General features: G+C 52.9%; 11 protein-coding genes and 2 pseudogenes. 2 read left to right on the forward strand and 11 right to left on the reverse strand.

Annotation, left to right across the window (positions count from 1 at the left end):
* The 9 genes and pseudogenes from ACZRMS_RS20660 to ACZRMS_RS20700 all read right to left on the reverse strand — a co-directional run.
* Positions 1 to 298: hypothetical protein (locus ACZRMS_RS20660; RefSeq protein ID WP_463996846.1), on the reverse strand; the 298-nt coding region annotated here is incomplete at its 3' end.
* The gene (locus ACZRMS_RS20665) at positions 295 to 1,377 is read right to left on the reverse strand and encodes a glycosyltransferase (protein WP_463996847.1); all 1,083 of its coding nucleotides are present in this window, start codon (positions 1,375 to 1,377) and stop codon (positions 295 to 297) included. The genes ACZRMS_RS20665 and ACZRMS_RS20660, both read right to left, overlap by 4 nt.
* Positions 1,370 to 1,894, reverse strand: a complete 525-nt coding sequence (locus ACZRMS_RS20670; RefSeq protein WP_463996848.1) for a DapH/DapD/GlmU-related protein — start codon at positions 1,892 to 1,894, stop codon at positions 1,370 to 1,372. The genes ACZRMS_RS20665 and ACZRMS_RS20670 overlap by 8 nt, the downstream gene beginning before the upstream one ends.
* Positions 1,872 to 3,035 carry a lipopolysaccharide biosynthesis protein gene (locus tag ACZRMS_RS20675; protein WP_463996849.1) on the reverse strand — a complete coding sequence of 388 codons (1,164 nt, stop codon included), beginning with the start codon at positions 3,033 to 3,035 and terminating at the stop codon, positions 1,872 to 1,874. The genes ACZRMS_RS20670 and ACZRMS_RS20675 overlap by 23 nt, the downstream gene beginning before the upstream one ends.
* Before the next feature lie 324 nt (positions 3,036 to 3,359).
* A complete protein-coding gene (locus tag ACZRMS_RS20680) occupies positions 3,360 to 4,682 on the reverse strand; it encodes a UDP-glucose dehydrogenase family protein (RefSeq protein ID WP_463996850.1) in 1,323 nt (440 codons plus the stop codon).
* A 406-nt stretch (positions 4,683 to 5,088) separates the two neighbouring features.
* A pseudogene (locus ACZRMS_RS20685) lies at positions 5,089 to 5,682 on the reverse strand (polysaccharide biosynthesis tyrosine autokinase); the annotation flags it as partial.
* Positions 5,678 to 6,706 carry an IS30-like element ISPsp7 family transposase gene (locus ACZRMS_RS20690; RefSeq protein WP_048391870.1) on the reverse strand — a complete coding sequence of 343 codons (1,029 nt, stop codon included), beginning with the start codon at positions 6,704 to 6,706 and terminating at the stop codon, positions 5,678 to 5,680. The gene ACZRMS_RS20690 and the pseudogene ACZRMS_RS20685, both read right to left, overlap by 5 nt.
* Before the next feature lie 50 nt (positions 6,707 to 6,756).
* A pseudogene (locus ACZRMS_RS20695) lies at positions 6,757 to 8,433 on the reverse strand (GNVR domain-containing protein); the annotation flags it as partial.
* Positions 8,434 to 8,473: 40 nt separating this feature from the next.
* Positions 8,474 to 8,914 (reverse strand): low molecular weight protein-tyrosine-phosphatase, encoded by a 441-nt coding sequence (locus tag ACZRMS_RS20700; RefSeq protein ID WP_463996851.1) that lies wholly within the window; start codon positions 8,912 to 8,914, stop codon positions 8,474 to 8,476.
* A 1,073-nt stretch (positions 8,915 to 9,987) separates the two neighbouring features.
* On the opposite strand from ACZRMS_RS20700, the gene ACZRMS_RS20705 reads away from it, so the two are divergent.
* Together ACZRMS_RS20705 and ACZRMS_RS20710 are read left to right on the forward strand one after the other, a co-directional pair.
* Positions 9,988 to 12,183, forward strand: a complete 2,196-nt coding sequence (locus ACZRMS_RS20705) for an OsmC domain/YcaO domain-containing protein (RefSeq protein WP_463996852.1) — start codon at positions 9,988 to 9,990, stop codon at positions 12,181 to 12,183.
* A gap of 206 nt (positions 12,184 to 12,389) precedes the next feature.
* Complete coding sequence (locus ACZRMS_RS20710; RefSeq protein WP_463996853.1) at positions 12,390 to 14,180, forward strand: putative bifunctional diguanylate cyclase/phosphodiesterase; 1,791 nt, start codon at positions 12,390 to 12,392, stop codon at positions 14,178 to 14,180.
* An 11-nt stretch (positions 14,181 to 14,191) separates the two neighbouring features.
* On the opposite strand, the gene ACZRMS_RS20715 is transcribed toward ACZRMS_RS20710, so the two are convergent.
* A complete protein-coding gene (locus ACZRMS_RS20715) occupies positions 14,192 to 15,307 on the reverse strand; it encodes a lactonase family protein (protein ID WP_463996854.1) in 1,116 nt (371 codons plus the stop codon).
* 59 nt (positions 15,308 to 15,366) lie between these two features.
* Positions 15,367 to 16,779 (reverse strand): MocR-like pyridoxine biosynthesis transcription factor PdxR, encoded by a 1,413-nt coding sequence (gene pdxR, locus ACZRMS_RS20720; RefSeq protein ID WP_463996855.1) that lies wholly within the window; start codon positions 16,777 to 16,779, stop codon positions 15,367 to 15,369.
* Between the last annotated feature and the right edge of the window lie 91 nt (positions 16,780 to 16,870).

Genomic DNA, 16,870 nt, shown 5'->3' on the forward strand with positions numbered 1-16,870 from the left:
TGAATGATCGCGCGCTCTTCAACGCTGAGTTCGGAATAGGACATAGGGGCAGCACCGTACCGGAAAGGTCAGGTGTTGCACTCAGTTTTCGCGGCCGCCATAGATAAAAGTACGCAAGATCTTTTTTTATGGTGAGCGGCGATTTTTTTTGTGCTCTTATATTTTTCTTAAGTGTGATTAAAAGTGTCATCGCTAGCGCGGCAAACCCTACGATCTTCAAGCTGTCTGTTGCAATCAATGTTGTCAACAGCATGCAGAGAAGCAGAGAGGTAGATTGTGGTACGCGTAGGATTTTCATGATTTATCAATTATGGCGGAAAGTTCTTTTTCGGTGGTATGCGCCGGACTGAACTTTATTTTGTTAGGAAGGGATAAGTCTTTTGTCAGTGAATGAATAAGTGTTTCTAAGTCAACTGTAGAGTCGTTATCAATTAGAGCTACGTTTGGCATACCTGAAAATATTTCTTGGCAAACACTTATGTTTGACGTTATTAATGGAATTCCGAATGTTGCCATTTCACATGACATAACACCTTGAGTGTCATGCTTTGTCGGCATGAGGGCTACTCTGTGAGCGGAAAGTATTTCGGGCAGTTGATCGTGTTTAAAAAAGCTCTGGATAACTGTAACGTTTGGCGGTGGTAGATAGTAGTCAAAAAATACGCCTTTTCCATAAACTGTAAATGTTAGCTTTGGATTATCTAAGGCCAGTTTGCGTACAATATCCATGCAATACGTAGAGTTATCGAGCTGTCGTATTGTTACGATATCAGCTGTTTTTGGAGTTAAAGAAGTGTATGAGTTGATTATAAATTCTTCATTGACGCAGTTGTTTATTATGTGTGTTTTGTTGTTCGGGAATTTTGTTTTTAAATCCTTCTGAGCAAGATTTTTTAGGTGCTGACTAACTAGAATGAATTTGGAATTTCTTGTCTTTGCAATAAGATGGCGTAATAATCTTACTTTTACTGAGTCGTATATGCTGTGTGTGAGGTTGTGAGCTAAGCGGTGTAGTGTGTTTTTGGATGTGAAGTTGTAAGCTTTCGGATAATGGTGGCTTTTTATAAGTACTTCGTGGCCGTGTAGAAAAAAAGTTTTATTTTTGCCTACGCAATACTTAAGTAGGAATGGTAAGTGCTGTCGTAGATTAGGCGCGTGCGAAATGATATGTGTGTAGTTAGCTATATTTAATGCAGCTTCAGCGCGAGTTATAACACTGATGCCTTGGTAGTTGTATGCTATGGAGTTATCAAACGACAGCACGTCAAAACTAACGCCGCGTTTCTTGTACTCGATACACCTCGAGTGTACATAAGCCAGGGCGTATGGCTCATGCTCGGTTGGATATTTCTTTACTAGTATCAGAAGCTTAGTCAAGGTTTATTCTCGTTTTGATCATTTTTGCGGGGTTGCCAGCCCAGATTTCACCATCAGGAACATTTTTCAGTACAATTGATCCTGCACCTATTACTGCGCCCTTACCTATAGTTAAACCTTGACGGATTATAGAGTTTGCTCCAATCCAGGTGCCATCTCCGATAGTAGTTCTTTTTCGTGGGATGTTGGCAAGTTCTGAGTTTCCATACTTTTCGCCTGCCAAAATTGGAGAGGTTGTTTGGAATGTATGGTCGTGTTCTCTAAGACCGATCATGACACCATAGGCAATAGAGCAATATTCGCCGATCGAGGTGTTCTGTATAATCCCGGAATTTATGTAACTGCCTTTCCCAACGGTAGATCCAAATGAGATTTTTACATCTCCAATATATTCTGTACCTCTCGCTATCCTAACGTCTTTTCCTATTTCAGCATCTATGGATATTCTGTTGCATATTAAGGAGTGTTTGATCACATTTATCTTGTAAAAGATTTTAGCTAAAATTGATTTTATCATTCTCTTTTCCGAGCTTTAATTGTAGGAGGGCTATGAGTAGGTAAAATGTAACAGAGGTAGCCATGTATAACTTCAAAGACGTTAATAGCGAATCTGGAAAAGTCAGTGCTAAATATATTACTGCTAAATGCACAGCTTGTAGGGTTGAGTATAAAGTTAGTTTGTTTGTCTTGTTGAATATAAAATTCGTTCCTCCAACGACGGTCTGAAGAATAAATAGAGGGAAGAGAGTGATGCATATCTGTGCAGCCTCTAACCATTCTTGCCCCCATGCATAAGAGATAAGAGGCTCGGCAATTATGGGCGTGAGTAGAAGAGGTGATGTTAGTATCACGCTGCCAATCCAGTATTTTTTGATGGTTGGAATGGCTTTTGAAGATTTCATGAGCTTGTTGATGGCGAATGGTATAACGGAAGATATAATTATGGCGGTTGGTGCTCTGAATAATTTTTCAGAAAAGGCAAATAGGCCCGCGCTATGAGGGCTAAATTTTGCAGTTATTATGATGATTGGAGTGAATGAGATTGATGTTTCTATGAACCATGCGGCTAGATTTTTAGAAATTGACCAGCCGTTGTCGTAAACTTTTTTTATTTCATTTTGTAGATTGATTTTGTTGGTTTTACCTTTGGAGGCTATTGCGAAAAATACGGATACAACTATGTTTGCTAGAGTAGCTCCTAGTAGTAATTTGTTGGAGCTTATCTCCAGAGGGCTAATTAAAACTTGTGTTGAAAGAATTGATGCGGCAAGTATAAGCTTGAAGAGTCCAATTAATGTCTGTTTGTTTTTTGGGATAAGGCTATATGCGCTTGAAGTGAATACTGCCATCGAAGCCGCTAACATTAGTGTAAGCGTAGCATTGGTGTCGCCGAAAAAAATCACAACTGGTAAGGTTGCTGATGTTGCCAATATTATAAATACTTTGTCAGTGCCGTTTAGTTCTGGGTGAACTAGAGAGGTAGTGTCGATTCGTAGCGATAAAAAACCTGAAAGGATCGTCGCAATGGCGAAGTAGTAAGCGAATTCTCCGAATTCGGTAGTTTGATAGATTTTTGCGATTATTAATGAGGTTAGAAAGCTTATGCCGCTGGCTGAAATTGTAAGTGCAAGTAGAGATAGCTGTTTGAATTTTTGCATTGGTGTCCGGCTTTCAATGGTCAGTTTTGATGATGTTACTGTTAGTAATTACAGAACATACAGAGCAAGGACAGTGGTTTGGATGTTTTGGTTTTTATATCAGAGTCGTAATGATAACGCTTAAGTTGTGGACTTGGAATTTAGGCTTTTGGCTATGGTCCAGCCTGTCTGTAATCGAACCAGGGTGTAGTTAGGGTTCGATTATCTTGTGCCTTATGAGTAGGTGGTAATAATGTTCGTCATCTTTTTAAGTAGTATTTAATAACGACGCGCCTGGTTAGCGTAAGCCTTACAGGCGCGAAGAATAGCTGTTGTGTATGTGCCTTAGCGTCCGATCGAATAGTACATGATGTCTTTATTATTCATCCGTTTTGGGTCAAACAAATTTCGTCCATCGAAAACTACGGCTTGTTTAAGTTGTTCCTTTATAAGTTCAAAATCAGGAGCTTTGAAAGCTTGCCATTCGGTCACAATGACTAGAGCATCTGCGCCTTTAAGTGCAGATTCTTTAGTGCCGCACAAGCTTAGATTATCTCGGCTACCATAAATTCGTTGGGTTTCTTCCATGGCTTCTGGATCATAGGCTTGAACTTTGGCTCCAGCCTTCCATAGAGCTTCTATTAGTACTCGGCTAGGGGCCTCACGCATATCGTCAGTATTAGGTTTGAAACTAAGTCCCCATAGAGCGAACGTCATTCCACTCAGGTCACCATTGTAATGTTTCGATATTTTCTTAAATAGTACAGATTTCTGCTCGTCATTACGGCTTTCTACGGCCTTGAGTACCTTGGCATCAAAGTCGATACTGTCCGCAGTGCGGATTAGCGCCTGTACATCCTTGGGGAAGCACGAGCCACCGTAACCGACGCCAGCGTACAAGAATTGGTAACCGATACGTGGATCCGAACCTATGCCTTGGCGAACCATTTCGATATCGGCGCCGAGCATTTCTGCCAAATTGGACATTTCATTCATGAAACTGATTTTCGTCGCTAACATGCAGTTGGCTGCATACTTAGTCAGCTCGGCACTGCGCACATCCATTAAAATTATTTTTTCGTGATTGCGATTGAAGGGAGCGTATAGTTCGCGCATCACGTCTTCTGCTGCTGCGCTGCTGGTGCCGATAACTATTCTATCTGGACGCATGCAGTCTGCGACGGCAGAACCCTCTTTGAGAAATTCAGGATTGGACACCACATCGAAGCTCAAATCTTCACGCTGACGTAAAGCTAATACTTGTCTGATACGAGCACTAACTTTGTCTGCTGTACCTACCGGGACAGTAGATTTATCAATGATGATCTGATGGCCTTCCATATGCTGAGCAATGGTTTCAGCAACAGCCAATACATATTTAAGATCTGCTGAACCATCTTCGTCCGGGGGGGTGCCTACTGCAATAAACTGGACTTCACCATGCTTCACTCCTGCTGCGGCATCAGTAGTGAAGTTCAATCGTCCTGCTGCGTGGTTTTCTTTTACCAGTGCTTCTAAACCGGGTTCGTAGATTGGAATAAAGCCTTGCTTAAGGCGCTCGACCTTGTTGGCATCTATGTCAATACAAACTACGTCGTGGCCTACCTCTGCGAGGACGGCGCCCTGAACTAGGCCGACGTAGCCGATGCCAAAAACTGTGACTTTCATGTCGATTCCCTTTGAGCGTATGGCTGGTGATAAAAATTGAATGATTTAAAATTTGAAACTTTGGCTCGATGAACAAAGGTTGTGATCTTTTGAATCAGTCAACTATTTAGTTAAAGTTTGACTGTGATGAACTCCAAAAAATCGCAGCTTTCATAACTCTCCGCTGAACTAGTAAGAGGTGTGAGTCGCAACCTATTACTGATGACTTTGCTGAGCTAGAAAGGTACCCCGGACATTAATGACATCTTCTGAACTCTCGATTAGGCACGCTACCGCCCCAGGATTACTCGCAAGTCCCTGAAAGCGGCTGAGTTAGCTTGTGCAGCATTCTTATGCCTGGCAGATGCTGTAAAAAACGCCCCTAGGTAATTAAGGGCGTTAGGTAACCATTTGAAATGATGCTGTTTTAAACGCTGTCAGACTTGTATTCGTAGTTGTAATACCCATAGGCGCCGTAGCCGTACTTGGCCGATGCGCGTTTTTCAACGCCATTAAAGATGGCGCCTTTGAGTTCAATGCCATTTTGGGCAAAGCGACGCATGGTCAATTCAATTTCACGGGCCGGGTTTAGCTCGAAGCGGGTCACAATCAGGTTAGTGCCCGACTGACGGCCGACAATGGCAGCATCAGTAACTGCCAGGAATGGCGGAGTATCCAGAATTACCTGGTCGTATTTGGCGCTGACCTGTTCGAGGAACTCACTGAAGTTTTTATGCATTAACAATTCAGACGGATTCGGAGGAATTTGACCGCGGCCGATCACATCGAGATTTTCGACTTCACTTTTATGAATGGCAGTATCAAGGTCACAACGTTTGGCCAGTAAATCAGATAGGCCATTTCCTACGGGAATACCAAATATTTTATGGATATAGCCTTTACGCATATCAACGTCTACAAGCAGTACCCGCTGCCCAGATTGTGCAATCACTGCTGCTAGGTTGGCGGATACGAAAGATTTACCTAGGCGGTTGCAGGAGCTGAGTGCAACACGGTTATTGAATTGAAGCCGGAGCATCATGCCGCATCGCCATGGCATTTTGCATGACCTCTCCCATCACCTCGATGGGGCATTTGAAGTCGAAGCGCTTGCGCGGTCGCATGTTCAGTTGCAGCGCAATGGCGTCCAGCTCCTCCTGGCTATGTACCGACAGGTCTGTGCCCTTGGGCAAGTACTGGCGAATCAGGCCGTTGATGTTTTCGTTGCTGCCGCGCTGCCAGGGGCTGTGCGGGTCGCAGAAGTAGATCGCCACGCCGGTTCTTTGGGTGATCTCAGCGTGTCGCGCCATCTCCCGGCCCTGGTCGTAAGTCATGCTCTTGCGCATCTCCAGCGGCATGCCATTGAGCGCGGCGCTGAAGCCTTCCAGCGCCGAAGTCGCCGTCGCGTCGTTCATCTTCACCAGCATCAGGTAGCCACTGGTGCGTTCCACCAGCGTACCGACGGACGAGGCGTTGGCCTTGCCCTTGATGAGGTCGCCTTCCCAATGCCCCGGCATCAGCCTGTCTTCAATCTCCGGCGGGCGCACATGAATACTGACCATCTCAGGGATCTGGCCGCGCCGATCCACGCCGCCAGAGCGCGGCCGGCGCGTCGTCTTGCCTTGGCGCAGACAGATGATCAGCTCCTTACGCAGCTCACCCACTGGCAGGGCATAGATCGCGTTGTAGATCGTCTCGCGACAGACGTAGGCATCTCGCAGGTTGGGTATGTTCATGCTGCGCAGCTTGCCGGCAATCTGCTCGGGAGACAAACGCTCACGCAGCATATGGGTCACCAGTTCGAAGCGCTCGCTACCCGGCAACAGTTTTCGCGCCGGTCGACAAACCTGGCGGCGGGCCTGCATTTGCTGCTGGGCCAGACGGGCCGAGTAGCCACCGCAAGCACCTCGGTTACGGCGCAGCTCACGGCTGATGGTCGAAGGGGATCGGTTGATCAAGCAGGCAATCCTGCGCAGGCTGAAGCCTTGGGTACGACCGATTTGAATGGTGGCGCGCTCTTCAACGCTGAGTTCGGTATAAGACATAGGGGCAGCACCGTACCGGAAAGGTCAGGTGTTGCACTCAGTTTTTGCCGCCGCCCTACCTTCGGACTCGGGCCGGAAATCATCAGGCGATTATTGTTGGCTTCCAGCATGGCAAAGTGCAGGCTTGTGCGTAGACTACGCAGCCCTTCAATAGCCAAATCTGTTGGGTGACTGCTAGCCAGCAATGGGGTAGCACGGGTTCCACGTCCGTTTGTGCTTTTTTCGTCTTCAACTTTTTGTAGTGAGCTGAATGGAATAGAGGCATACACCGGCAAGCCAAGTTTTTCTATATCGTCGGGGTTTTCCACTCCGCGGTTGAGTGCCTTGCGAAACAGTACCCAACCAATACCTAGGAGCGCACCGAACAGTGTAGCGATCAGCACGATCAACGCTTTTTTCGGTTTTACAGGGGTTTTTAAGTCTACATCTGCGATATCGATCAGACGCACATTACCAACGGCACCAGCACGCATTACATCCAGTTCTTGGGATTTATTGAGTAGCTGGGTATAAATCTCGGTGCTGACTTTCAAGTCGCGTGTCAGGCTGAGCAATTCTTGCTGAGTGCTAGGCAAACCCTCTACCTGTTTTGCCAAGCGGTGTTGTTTGCTCGTCAGTTCGGCCAATTGCCCCATCAACGCTCGGTAGGCTGGATGCTGAGGAGTAAATTTGCGGTCCATCTCGGCTTGCTGCAGTTTAAGTGTCGATATGGCTGTGTCCAACGATACGATTTGGTCGAGAATTGCCTTGGCTTCAAGGCTGATATCAATCGACTTGCTACGAATCTGAAATTGGTTCAGCGCGGTTTCAGCTTTCTCTAGGTCCTTGCGTACCTGAGGCAACTGATCTTTCAAAAAACCTAAGCTCTGTGCTGCTTCGGCCGAAGTACGCTCAATGTTTTGTTGCACGTACAGGCGAGCGATTTCATTCAGAGTCTGAATGGCTTTTGTAGGCTCTGTATTTTCGAGTGCGATGCTAATCATGCCGGACTCTTTACCGCGCTCGGCAACATCCAGGGATTTCTGATAGTTCAAAATAGCGGTCAGGCGAGGGCTACGCACTACATTAAACTTTGTGCCGGGATTGGCTTGCAGGGTTTCTACCTGCAGCTTAATACCATTTTGGTCATAAACTTGTCCGACCTGACCTTTGGCTAACAGATTATTATCTTCATCAAACAGGCTAAAGTTACCTGATTCACCGCTGATCAGCGTCAGATCTGTGCCCAGTAACTCTTGGGGGATCTCAAACTTGGCTAGTTTCAGTTGTTCGCCACCCCAAGCAAAGCTGTTCATGCCTAACAGGGGACTGGCTACACTATTTTCTGCTTCAGGTTTAAAGCGCCGAGCGAGAAACTCACCAATCAGAGGGAAATAGTTAGGCTCGACCTCAATATCCAGTTGCAGGTTGTCAACTGCTGCACCGATATTTTTACGGGACTTGATCAGTTCGATTTCTGTCGCTGACGGCGACTCTTTGCCAAGCATGCTGCCGATGTCGGAGAAACCCAGCATATCGTTTTTCTTGGCTTCAACCTGTATCAGCGCAGTGGCTTGATACACGGGTGTAGCCAGCAGGGCGTAAGCAACACCCGCAGCCATAAAGACGCCTGTCACGCCAGCAATCAACCATTTGTGGTCGATTAGCGTGCCCAGCAGCCCCATAAGGTCAATTTCGTCGTTGCCGTCATCTTGTTCATGGGGCTTTATCACGGGTGCTTGCTGCATAAGTCGGTTCTTTTTCTTCACAGATAATTCGTGGAATGACTCAGCGCTTTATACGCTGGGCCCATGCATTTACGGCGGCATCAATCAGTGCGTACGCGTGCACAAAAGCAGGCTTGCCCTGGCGGTACGGGTCGTTGATTTCGCGGTTGTCTTGCCATTTGCCCAGCAGAAACACTTTGCCCCTCGCCTCGGGAGCGAGGCTTAGGACACCACCAATATGATGTTGTTCCATGACCAAAATAAGATCAGCCTCATTTATTTTGGCGGCAGTCAGCTGGGTGGAGATGTGCTCGGGCACGGCGTGGCCGTGTTCTTCAAGAACAGCGGCAGCGGTGGCTTCGATGGGCTTGCTTTTTACGGCGCTGAGGCCTGCGGAGGTCACGACGATGTCGGATGGCGCAAGGGCGACCCGCATGAGATGTTCGGCGGTGGGGCTGCGGCAAATATTGCCAATGCAGACAATCATGATTCGTTTAAACAAGGCAGCTTCCTTTGTGCCAAACATGCTCAGCCGGCGAGAGCATTTAACGATTCGTCACGACCAATATCCCCGATCCAGGGAATGGCGGTGCCTATCAATAAAGGCTGCCCGCATCAGTTTGATGTGGCGATGGCCTGGGCGGAAGCACAGTTGCTCCCGCTTTATTACGGATAAAGGGTCGTTACGAAGATGAACACCGAAAATATTAACTGCGAAACCATCGCAATATCAACCTTTAAATAGGCAAAGAATTTTATTCAGGCTATATAGCCGTTAATCAATAGTTAATGACCGACAATAAATAACATTTTTGTCATTCCCGACTAAAAATAACCCCGCCCAATGGCAGGTGCCAGGGGCGTGGCCCTGTGCTAGCAGGCGCTGCCCCGGGCTGTGGTGTAGCCCTTGCCGGGACCGTCACCAGCTGAATCCGGTGAGCGAAGGCCGATATCTATTGGTCTGAACGCGGGTTTTCGGGGTGCGGATCAGGTATCCGGGGCGCCCCGTGTTCAGTGCAATACGCCGATAGTGGCATTGTGACATGTCTGTGTAAATAGCGGCGGTGAAGTGGCTTTTATAAGTTCGGGTTGCGGGTGGAACTCTGAATGTTAGTTGGGGAGGAGGGGTTTATATAAGTGTGAAGTTGTTAGTTTGCCCGGGAAGTTAGTGCATATAGGCAGTGTCGCATATATGACGTGTCGCAAATTTGTGACCTGAATGATGTGTTTGGTCATGGCATGGGCTAGAGAGCGTGGGGTGTGTGTAACACCGCGCTGTATGGTTTCACGACGGCTGCGCCGCTGAACGCAGTCTTGGTTCCTCGGCTGCCGCTACTGTAAAACTTCAGCTGTGGGAGCGAGCCTGGTCGCGAACGGCTTTCGCGAGCAGGCTCGCTCCCACTGGGGATGCCTTGACCGGCAACCGAGTAGCTACAGGATTTGGGTCGTGGCTGCGATCTGAATACGGGTTTTGACCTGAGCCGGTGGGCGGTGAGGGTGCAAAAGCGCAAGACTTCAAGCTCAAAAGCCGGATAATGGCCGCCAATTATTTAATGGTTATTCTGGTAATCCTGCATGGAAATCAAGGTCAATTTTCTCGACAACCTTCGACTTGAAGCCAAATTCGATGACTTCACCGTGGTTGCCGATCAGCCGATTCGCTACAAGGGCGATGGCTCGGCACCTGGTCCGTTCGATTACTTTCTGGCGTCGTCGGCGTTGTGCGCCGCTTACTTTGTAAAGCTGTACTGCGATACCCGTAGTATCCCCACCGAAAATATCCGGCTGTCGCAGAACAATATTGTTGACCCGGAAAACCGCTACAACCAGATTTTCAAGATTCAGGTCGAGTTGCCGGCTGATATCAGCGCCAAGGACCGTCAGGGCATTTTGCGCTCCATTGACCGCTGTACGGTCAAGAAGGTGGTGCAAACCGGGCCCGAGTTTGTGATTGAAGAAGTGGAGAGCCTGGACGCCGATGCGCAGGCATTGCTGATGCCTGCTTCCGGTTCCGGTGCGGGCACTTTCATTGCCGGCAAGGATCTGCCGCTGGAGCAAACCATTGCCAATATGTCGGCCATTCTGGCGGGCCTGGGCATGAAGATCGAAATCGCTTCGTGGCGCAATATCGTGCCCAACGTGTGGTCGCTGCATATCCGCGATGCGCAATCGCCGATGTGCTTCACCAATGGCAAGGGCTCCACCAAGGAGGGCGCACTGGCGTCGGCCCTGGGGGAGTTTATCGAGCGTCTGAACTGCAACTTCTTCTACAACGATCAGTTCTGGGGCGAAGAGATCGCCAACGCGGATTTCGTGCATTACCCCGAGGAGCGCTGGTTCAAGCCGGGGCGCAAGGATGAGCTGCCGGTCGAGATTCTCGATCCGTACTGCCTCAAGGTTTACAACCGCGATGGCGAGCTGCGTGGCTCGCACCTGATCGATACCAACTCCGGCAATGAAGAACGCGGTATCTGCTCGTTGCCGTTTGTTCGCCAGTCGGACGGTGAGGTGGTGTATTTCCCGTCCAACCTGATCGAAAACCTGTTCCTGAGCAACGGCATGAGCGCCGGCAATACCCTGGCTGAAGCCCAGGTGCAGTGCCTGTCGGAGATTTTCGAGCGTGCGGTGAAGCGTGAAATCATCGAGGGCGAGTTCGCCCTGCCGGATGTACCGCCAGCCGTGCTGGCCAAGTATCCCGGGATTCTGGCTGGTATCCAGGCGCTGGAAGAGCAGGGGTTCCCTGTGCTGGTCAAGGATGCGTCCCTGGGCGGTGAGTTCCCGGTGATGTGCGTCACCCTGATGAATCCGCGCACGGGCGGTGTTTTCGCTTCGTTCGGCGCGCACCCGAGCCTGGAAGTGGCGCTGGAGCGCAGCCTTACCGAGCTGCTGCAAGGCCGCAGTTTCGAAGGGCTGAATGATTTGCCACAGCCGACCTTTGAAGGGCACGCGGTAACTGAGCCCAACAATTTCGTTGAGCACTTCATCGATTCCAGTGGGGTGGTGTCGTGGCGCTTCTTCAGCTCAAAATCTGACTATGAATTTGTCGAGTGGGACTTCTCCGGCCAGGGCGAAGACTCCAATGTCCAGGAGGCCGAGACCCTGTTCGGTATTCTCGAAGGCATGGGCAAGCAGGTCTACATGGCGGTGTACGAGCATATCGGTGCCAAGGCCTGTCGCATTCTGGTGCCGGACTACTCGGAGATTTACCCGGCTGATGACCTGATCTGGGACAACACCAACAAGGCGCTGTTTTTCCGTGCCGATATCCTCAACCTGCACGCCCTGGACGACGAGGGCCTGCAGGCACTGGTTGAGCGTCTGGTGGAGAGCGAACTGGATGACTACACCGACATCACCACCTTGATCGGTATCGAGTTTGACGAGAATACGCCTTGGGGCAAGTTGACGATTCTGGAGTTGAAGCTGCTGATTTATCTCGCCCTTCAGCAATTTGAAGAGGCCAAGGAGGCGGTCGAGATGTTCCTGCAGTACAACGACAACACCGTCGATCGCGGCTTGTTCTACCAGGCCGTGAACGTGGTGCTGGAGATGAAGCTGGACGAGGATCTGGAGCTGGAAGACTACGAGGCCAACTTGCGCCGGATGTTTGGCAGCGAACGCACCGACGCCGCAATTGGTTCGGTGGATGCCAGCGTGCGTTTTTATGGCCTGACCCCCACCAGCATGAAGCTGGAAGGGCTCGACAGGCACCTGCGCCTGATCGATAGCTACAAAAAACTGCACAGCGCGCGGGCCAAAACCGTGGCATGAGCGGTTAAGCCATCCAGCTGACAAAAAGCACCTTCGGGTGCTTTTTTGTTTTTTGCGCCCGGGTACAGCTTTTGTTGGTCGCCGCCCGTGGTGAAGGGCCCATATCGGTGCTTTACTCCATTCATATATGGCCGTGCAGTCATGGGCCAGCCTCCCGCAGATCAGGCATCAAGCCGCCTTTGCAGCCTCTTATTTGAGCGCTCCCCATGTCCAATACACCTGCCACACTGTTGATCGTTGACGATGATGTCCATGTTCGCGAACTGCTGGAGCTGCTGTTGCAAGACCAGGGTTACCGCACGCTGACTGCCAGCTCCGGTGAGCAGGCACTGGCCATGGTGGCGCAACAGGCACCGGACTTGATCCTGCTGGACGCGATGCTGCCGGGCACTGACGGGTATCAGGTGGCCCGTCAGCTCAAGGCCAACAAGTCGACGGCCAATATCCCGATCATCATGCTGTCGGCCCAGGGCGAGCAAAGTGCACGTCTGTCGGGGCTGGAGGCGGGCGCCGAGGATTTTCTCTGCAAGCCGGTGGCCAGTGACGAGCTGTGGTTGCGGGTGCGCAACCTGTTACGGCTCAAGGCTTTTGGCGACAATCAGGCGGTTAATACCCTGATGCTCGAACAGCAACTGCAAAAGCGCACCATCGACCTGGAGCGGTTCCGCACGGCGCTGGGCGGCGATGAGCGACTGCTGAAAATGGTCAACTACGACCCGCTGACCGGCCTGCCCAACCGCAACCTGTTCTACACCACGTTGCAGATGGGCCTGACCCAGGCAGAGCTGCGGGGTTGGCAACTGGCGGTGGTCACGGTTGGCCTCAACGATCTTAAAAACATCAACCAGACCTGGGGCCATGCGATGGGGGATCAGGTGCTGGCCGAGTTCAGCCATCGCCTGTCCAATTGCCTGAACGTCAGCGACACCCTGGGGCGGATGGACGGCGACGAGCTGGCATTGATCCTGATGATCCGCAAGGGCCAGGCCGGGCCCCGACAGATGGTGGACCGCATCCGTGAAGTGCTGCGCGAGCCGTTCAAGCTGCCCGGGCATGACATCCCGCTTACAGCCTGTATCGGCATTGCCCTGTACCCGGACGATGGCGCTGACGCACACCGCCTGATCAAGCATGCGAATACGGCCATGGGCCGCGCCAAGCTGGCGGGCAGGGATACGTACCGGTTTTATACGGCGCAGATGAATGTCGAGGTGCTTGCGCGTCAGGAGCTGGAGACCGCACTGCGCGATGCGGTGCGCAAACAGGCGTTCGAAGTGTATTACCAGCCCAAGATAGGCTTGGCTGACGGTCGGATCTGCGGGGCCGAAGCGCTGTTGCGCTGGCACCGGCCTGGAATGACCACGGTGTCTCCGGCGGTGTTTGTGCCGGTGCTGGAGAGCCTCGGGCTGATCTCCCACGTGGGTCAGTGGGTGATTGACCGGGTGTGCAATCAGATTTCGCTTTGGCAGCAGTCGGGCCTGGGGCTGCTGGAAGTTGCAGTGAACGTGTCGGCGCAGCAGATCAGCGAAGGGGATCTGGTCACTGATATCCAGCGTTCGCTCAAGGCCCATCAGCTGGAGCCGCAATGGCTTGAAGTGGAGCTGACCGAGGGCTCGCTACTGGAAAACACGCCCCACACCATAGCCAGCTTGCTGACGCTTCGCGATATCGGGGTGAAGATCTCGATTGATGACTTCGGTACCGGGTATTCGAGCCTTGCGTACCTGAGCCGGTTCCCCATCGACAAACTGAAGATTGATATCGCGTTTATCCGCGAGGTCACCATCAACCCTCAAGATGCGGCCATCGCCCGTACCATCATTGAACTGGCCCATAGCCTTGAATTGCAGGTTATCGCTGAAGGGGTGGAGACGGTTGAGCAGTTGGCATTCTTGACCGAAAACGGTTGTGACCAGGTGCAGGGCTACCTGTTTTGCCGGCCCCTGCCGCCGGTGGAGCTGGAGGCGCTGTTGCGCGAGCCTCGCAGCTTTATCTGATCCCGCCGAAATTATGAATAGCTCGCCATCAGCACCCAGTTCGCACCCTTGCCCGAGGGCGCGGCGGCATGGCGGGTGAGGGTGCCCTGGCTCGGGTCGATGGCATACACGCCGACCTCGGGGCTTTTCTCGCCGGTGACCAGCAACCATTGCCCCGTCGGGTCTACGGCCAGCCCCCGTGGCTGTTGCTCGACCTTAAGGTGTTGCACCAGATGCGGCACGCCGCTGTGCGGGTCGAGTGCAAACACGCTGACCGTGCTGCCCGTACGTTCGCAGGTGTAGAGGAAACGCCCGTCAGGTGTGAGCTTGATATCCGCTGCCCAGATCAGGTTGTCCGGCAACGGTGGCGGTGTCGGCTGCCCCGGCTTGAGCATGGGCCGGCCCATGCCGCGTGCCAGGCCCGAGCCTTCGGGCAGTGCGTCGATTTCGTGGAGGGCACGGAGTTGTCCGCTTTGGGGGTCGATAGCGAAAGTGCTGACGCTGGCGGTCATTTCATTGAGCAGGTACAAAAAACGGTTGTCCGCCGATATCACCGCGTGACGCGGCCCGCTGCCCTGTGGCAGCTGGACCGTGGCCAGCGGGGCAAGTGCGCCGCTGGCAGGGTCGAAGTTGAATGCCAGCAGCTGGTCGGCGCCCAGGATCGTGGCATATGCAAAGCGGTTGCTGGCATCGACGATGATCGAGTGGGCGCTGGGCCCCGTATCGATCACGTGCTGCGGGTTATCGCTGACCACGCCGTCGGTATTGATCCCGTTGACGCTGAGCAGGTCGTCGCCATAGGAAGACCCCAGCAGGTAGCGCCCGCTGTTGTCGGTCGAGATGTAGACCAGGCTGTCAGCCGCCGTCGCGCGCTTCAGAAGCTTGAGTGCGCCATTGGCCGGGTCGATGCCGTAAGTTGCCAGGGTGAAGGGTTTGCCCCGGATGGCGGCGTAGAGTTTGCTGCGGTCGGGGCTCAAGGCAAGGGACAGGGCGCCTGCGCCCGCTTCGAGGGTGGCCAGGGGCTGCAGTTGGCCTTCGGCGGACAGTTGGTAGCTGCTGAGGGTGCCGTCAGCCGCATTGGACACGTAAACGTAGGTCCGGCGCGGCGCGGGGCTGGCGGAGCTTTGGAGCGGGGCGGTGCCGGGCATCTTCGATATTTCCTTATAGGTATTCGGGGGGGCAGGGGCAGGCTGTCGATGCGCTGCCCTCAAGGTTCACGGGTTTGCATCAGTGCCAGCAGGCGTGTGCCCAGTGCCTCGGCGCTGGCCTGAGAATCAATATTGGCGAACCCCAGCAGCAGCGCGGACGGGGCCTCGCCCTGTACGTACCAGTCACTCAGCGCTTCGGCGAACAGGCCGGCCTGGCGCATGCGCTGGACCAGTTGCCGGTCCGGCTGCCGGTCGCTCAGGCGCACAATCAAATGCATGCCGCCCGGGTTGGCGTCGATGTGGATGTGCGAGCCCAGGACCTTGTTCAATCCGTTGATGGTGAACGTCCGGCGCTCGGCATACAGCTTGCGCATGCGCTGGATATGGCGCGCAAAATGACCTTCGTTCATGAACGCCGCAACGATGGCCTGGGTCAGGTGCGGGCAACCGCTCTGGAAGGTCTGGCTGGCCCGCTCAAACCCCTCGACCTGTGCGGCCGGCACCACCAGATAGGCCAGGCGCAGGCCCGCAAACAGCACCTTGCTGAACGTGCCGCTGTAGAGCACCCGGCCATTGCGGTCCAGGCTCTTGAGGGCCGGCAGCGGGCGGCTTACGTAGCGGTACTCGCCGTCATAGTCGTCTTCGACAATCCAGGCCTGTTGCCGGTTGGCCCACGCCAGCAGTTCCAGTCGGCGTGGCAGTGACAGCGCTACACACAACGGGCTCTGATGGGCCGGTGTGACCACGGCTGCACGTGCGCCGATGGCATCGCTCAGGCCTTCTGATACGCGCATGCCGTCCTGGTCGACGGCAAGGGCGACCGGGTGGATATTCAGGTGCTCCAGCAATTGGCGGGTAGACGGGTAACCGGGGTCTTCCACCAGTACGCGGTCGCCCGGTTTGAGCAGTGCGTGGGCGATCAGGGCCAGAGTGTCGCGGTAGCCCGAGGTGATGAATACCTGGTCAGGCGAGCAATGGATGCCCCTTGCGACTTGCAGGTAAGTCGCAAGGGCGCTGCGTAACGACTCAAGGCCATGGGTCGGCGGGATGGCCATGTCTTGGGGGCGCGTGCTGCGCACACAGCGAGCACCGATTTGCGCCCATTTTTTTCTGGGGAAGGCATCCAGCGCCGACAGGCCCATTTGAAAGGGCAGGATGGCTGGCGCGGTGGCAGCGCCTGCCGGTGCGGTGCGGGGGCTAGACGCGGGGGCGGCCGCGGGCTGGGCGTTGACGCCCGTGGCCACGAATGTTCCGGCCTGGCCACGGGCTTGCAGATAACCCTGGGAAGTCAGCAGTGAGTACGCTGAGTCGACCGTGCTTCTGGCCAACCCCAGCTCTTTGGCCAGGGACCGGGCGGCGGGCACCCGGTCGCCCGGCGTCAGTAACCCGCTGGCGATGGCCTCGCGCAAGCGTCGGTAGATTTGCCGGTAGATGGGTTCGCTGGAGTTCGGGTTCAGATCGCTGATGCGCATGGCGAGGTGTTTATGGCCTGCATAAAAAGTCGGATTATGGCTCTTTTACCACAGGCCAAGAATCCGCACTATGGGCCCTCAAACCAACCCC

The sequence above is a fragment of the Pseudomonas sp. B424 genome (genome assembly GCF_055408345.1).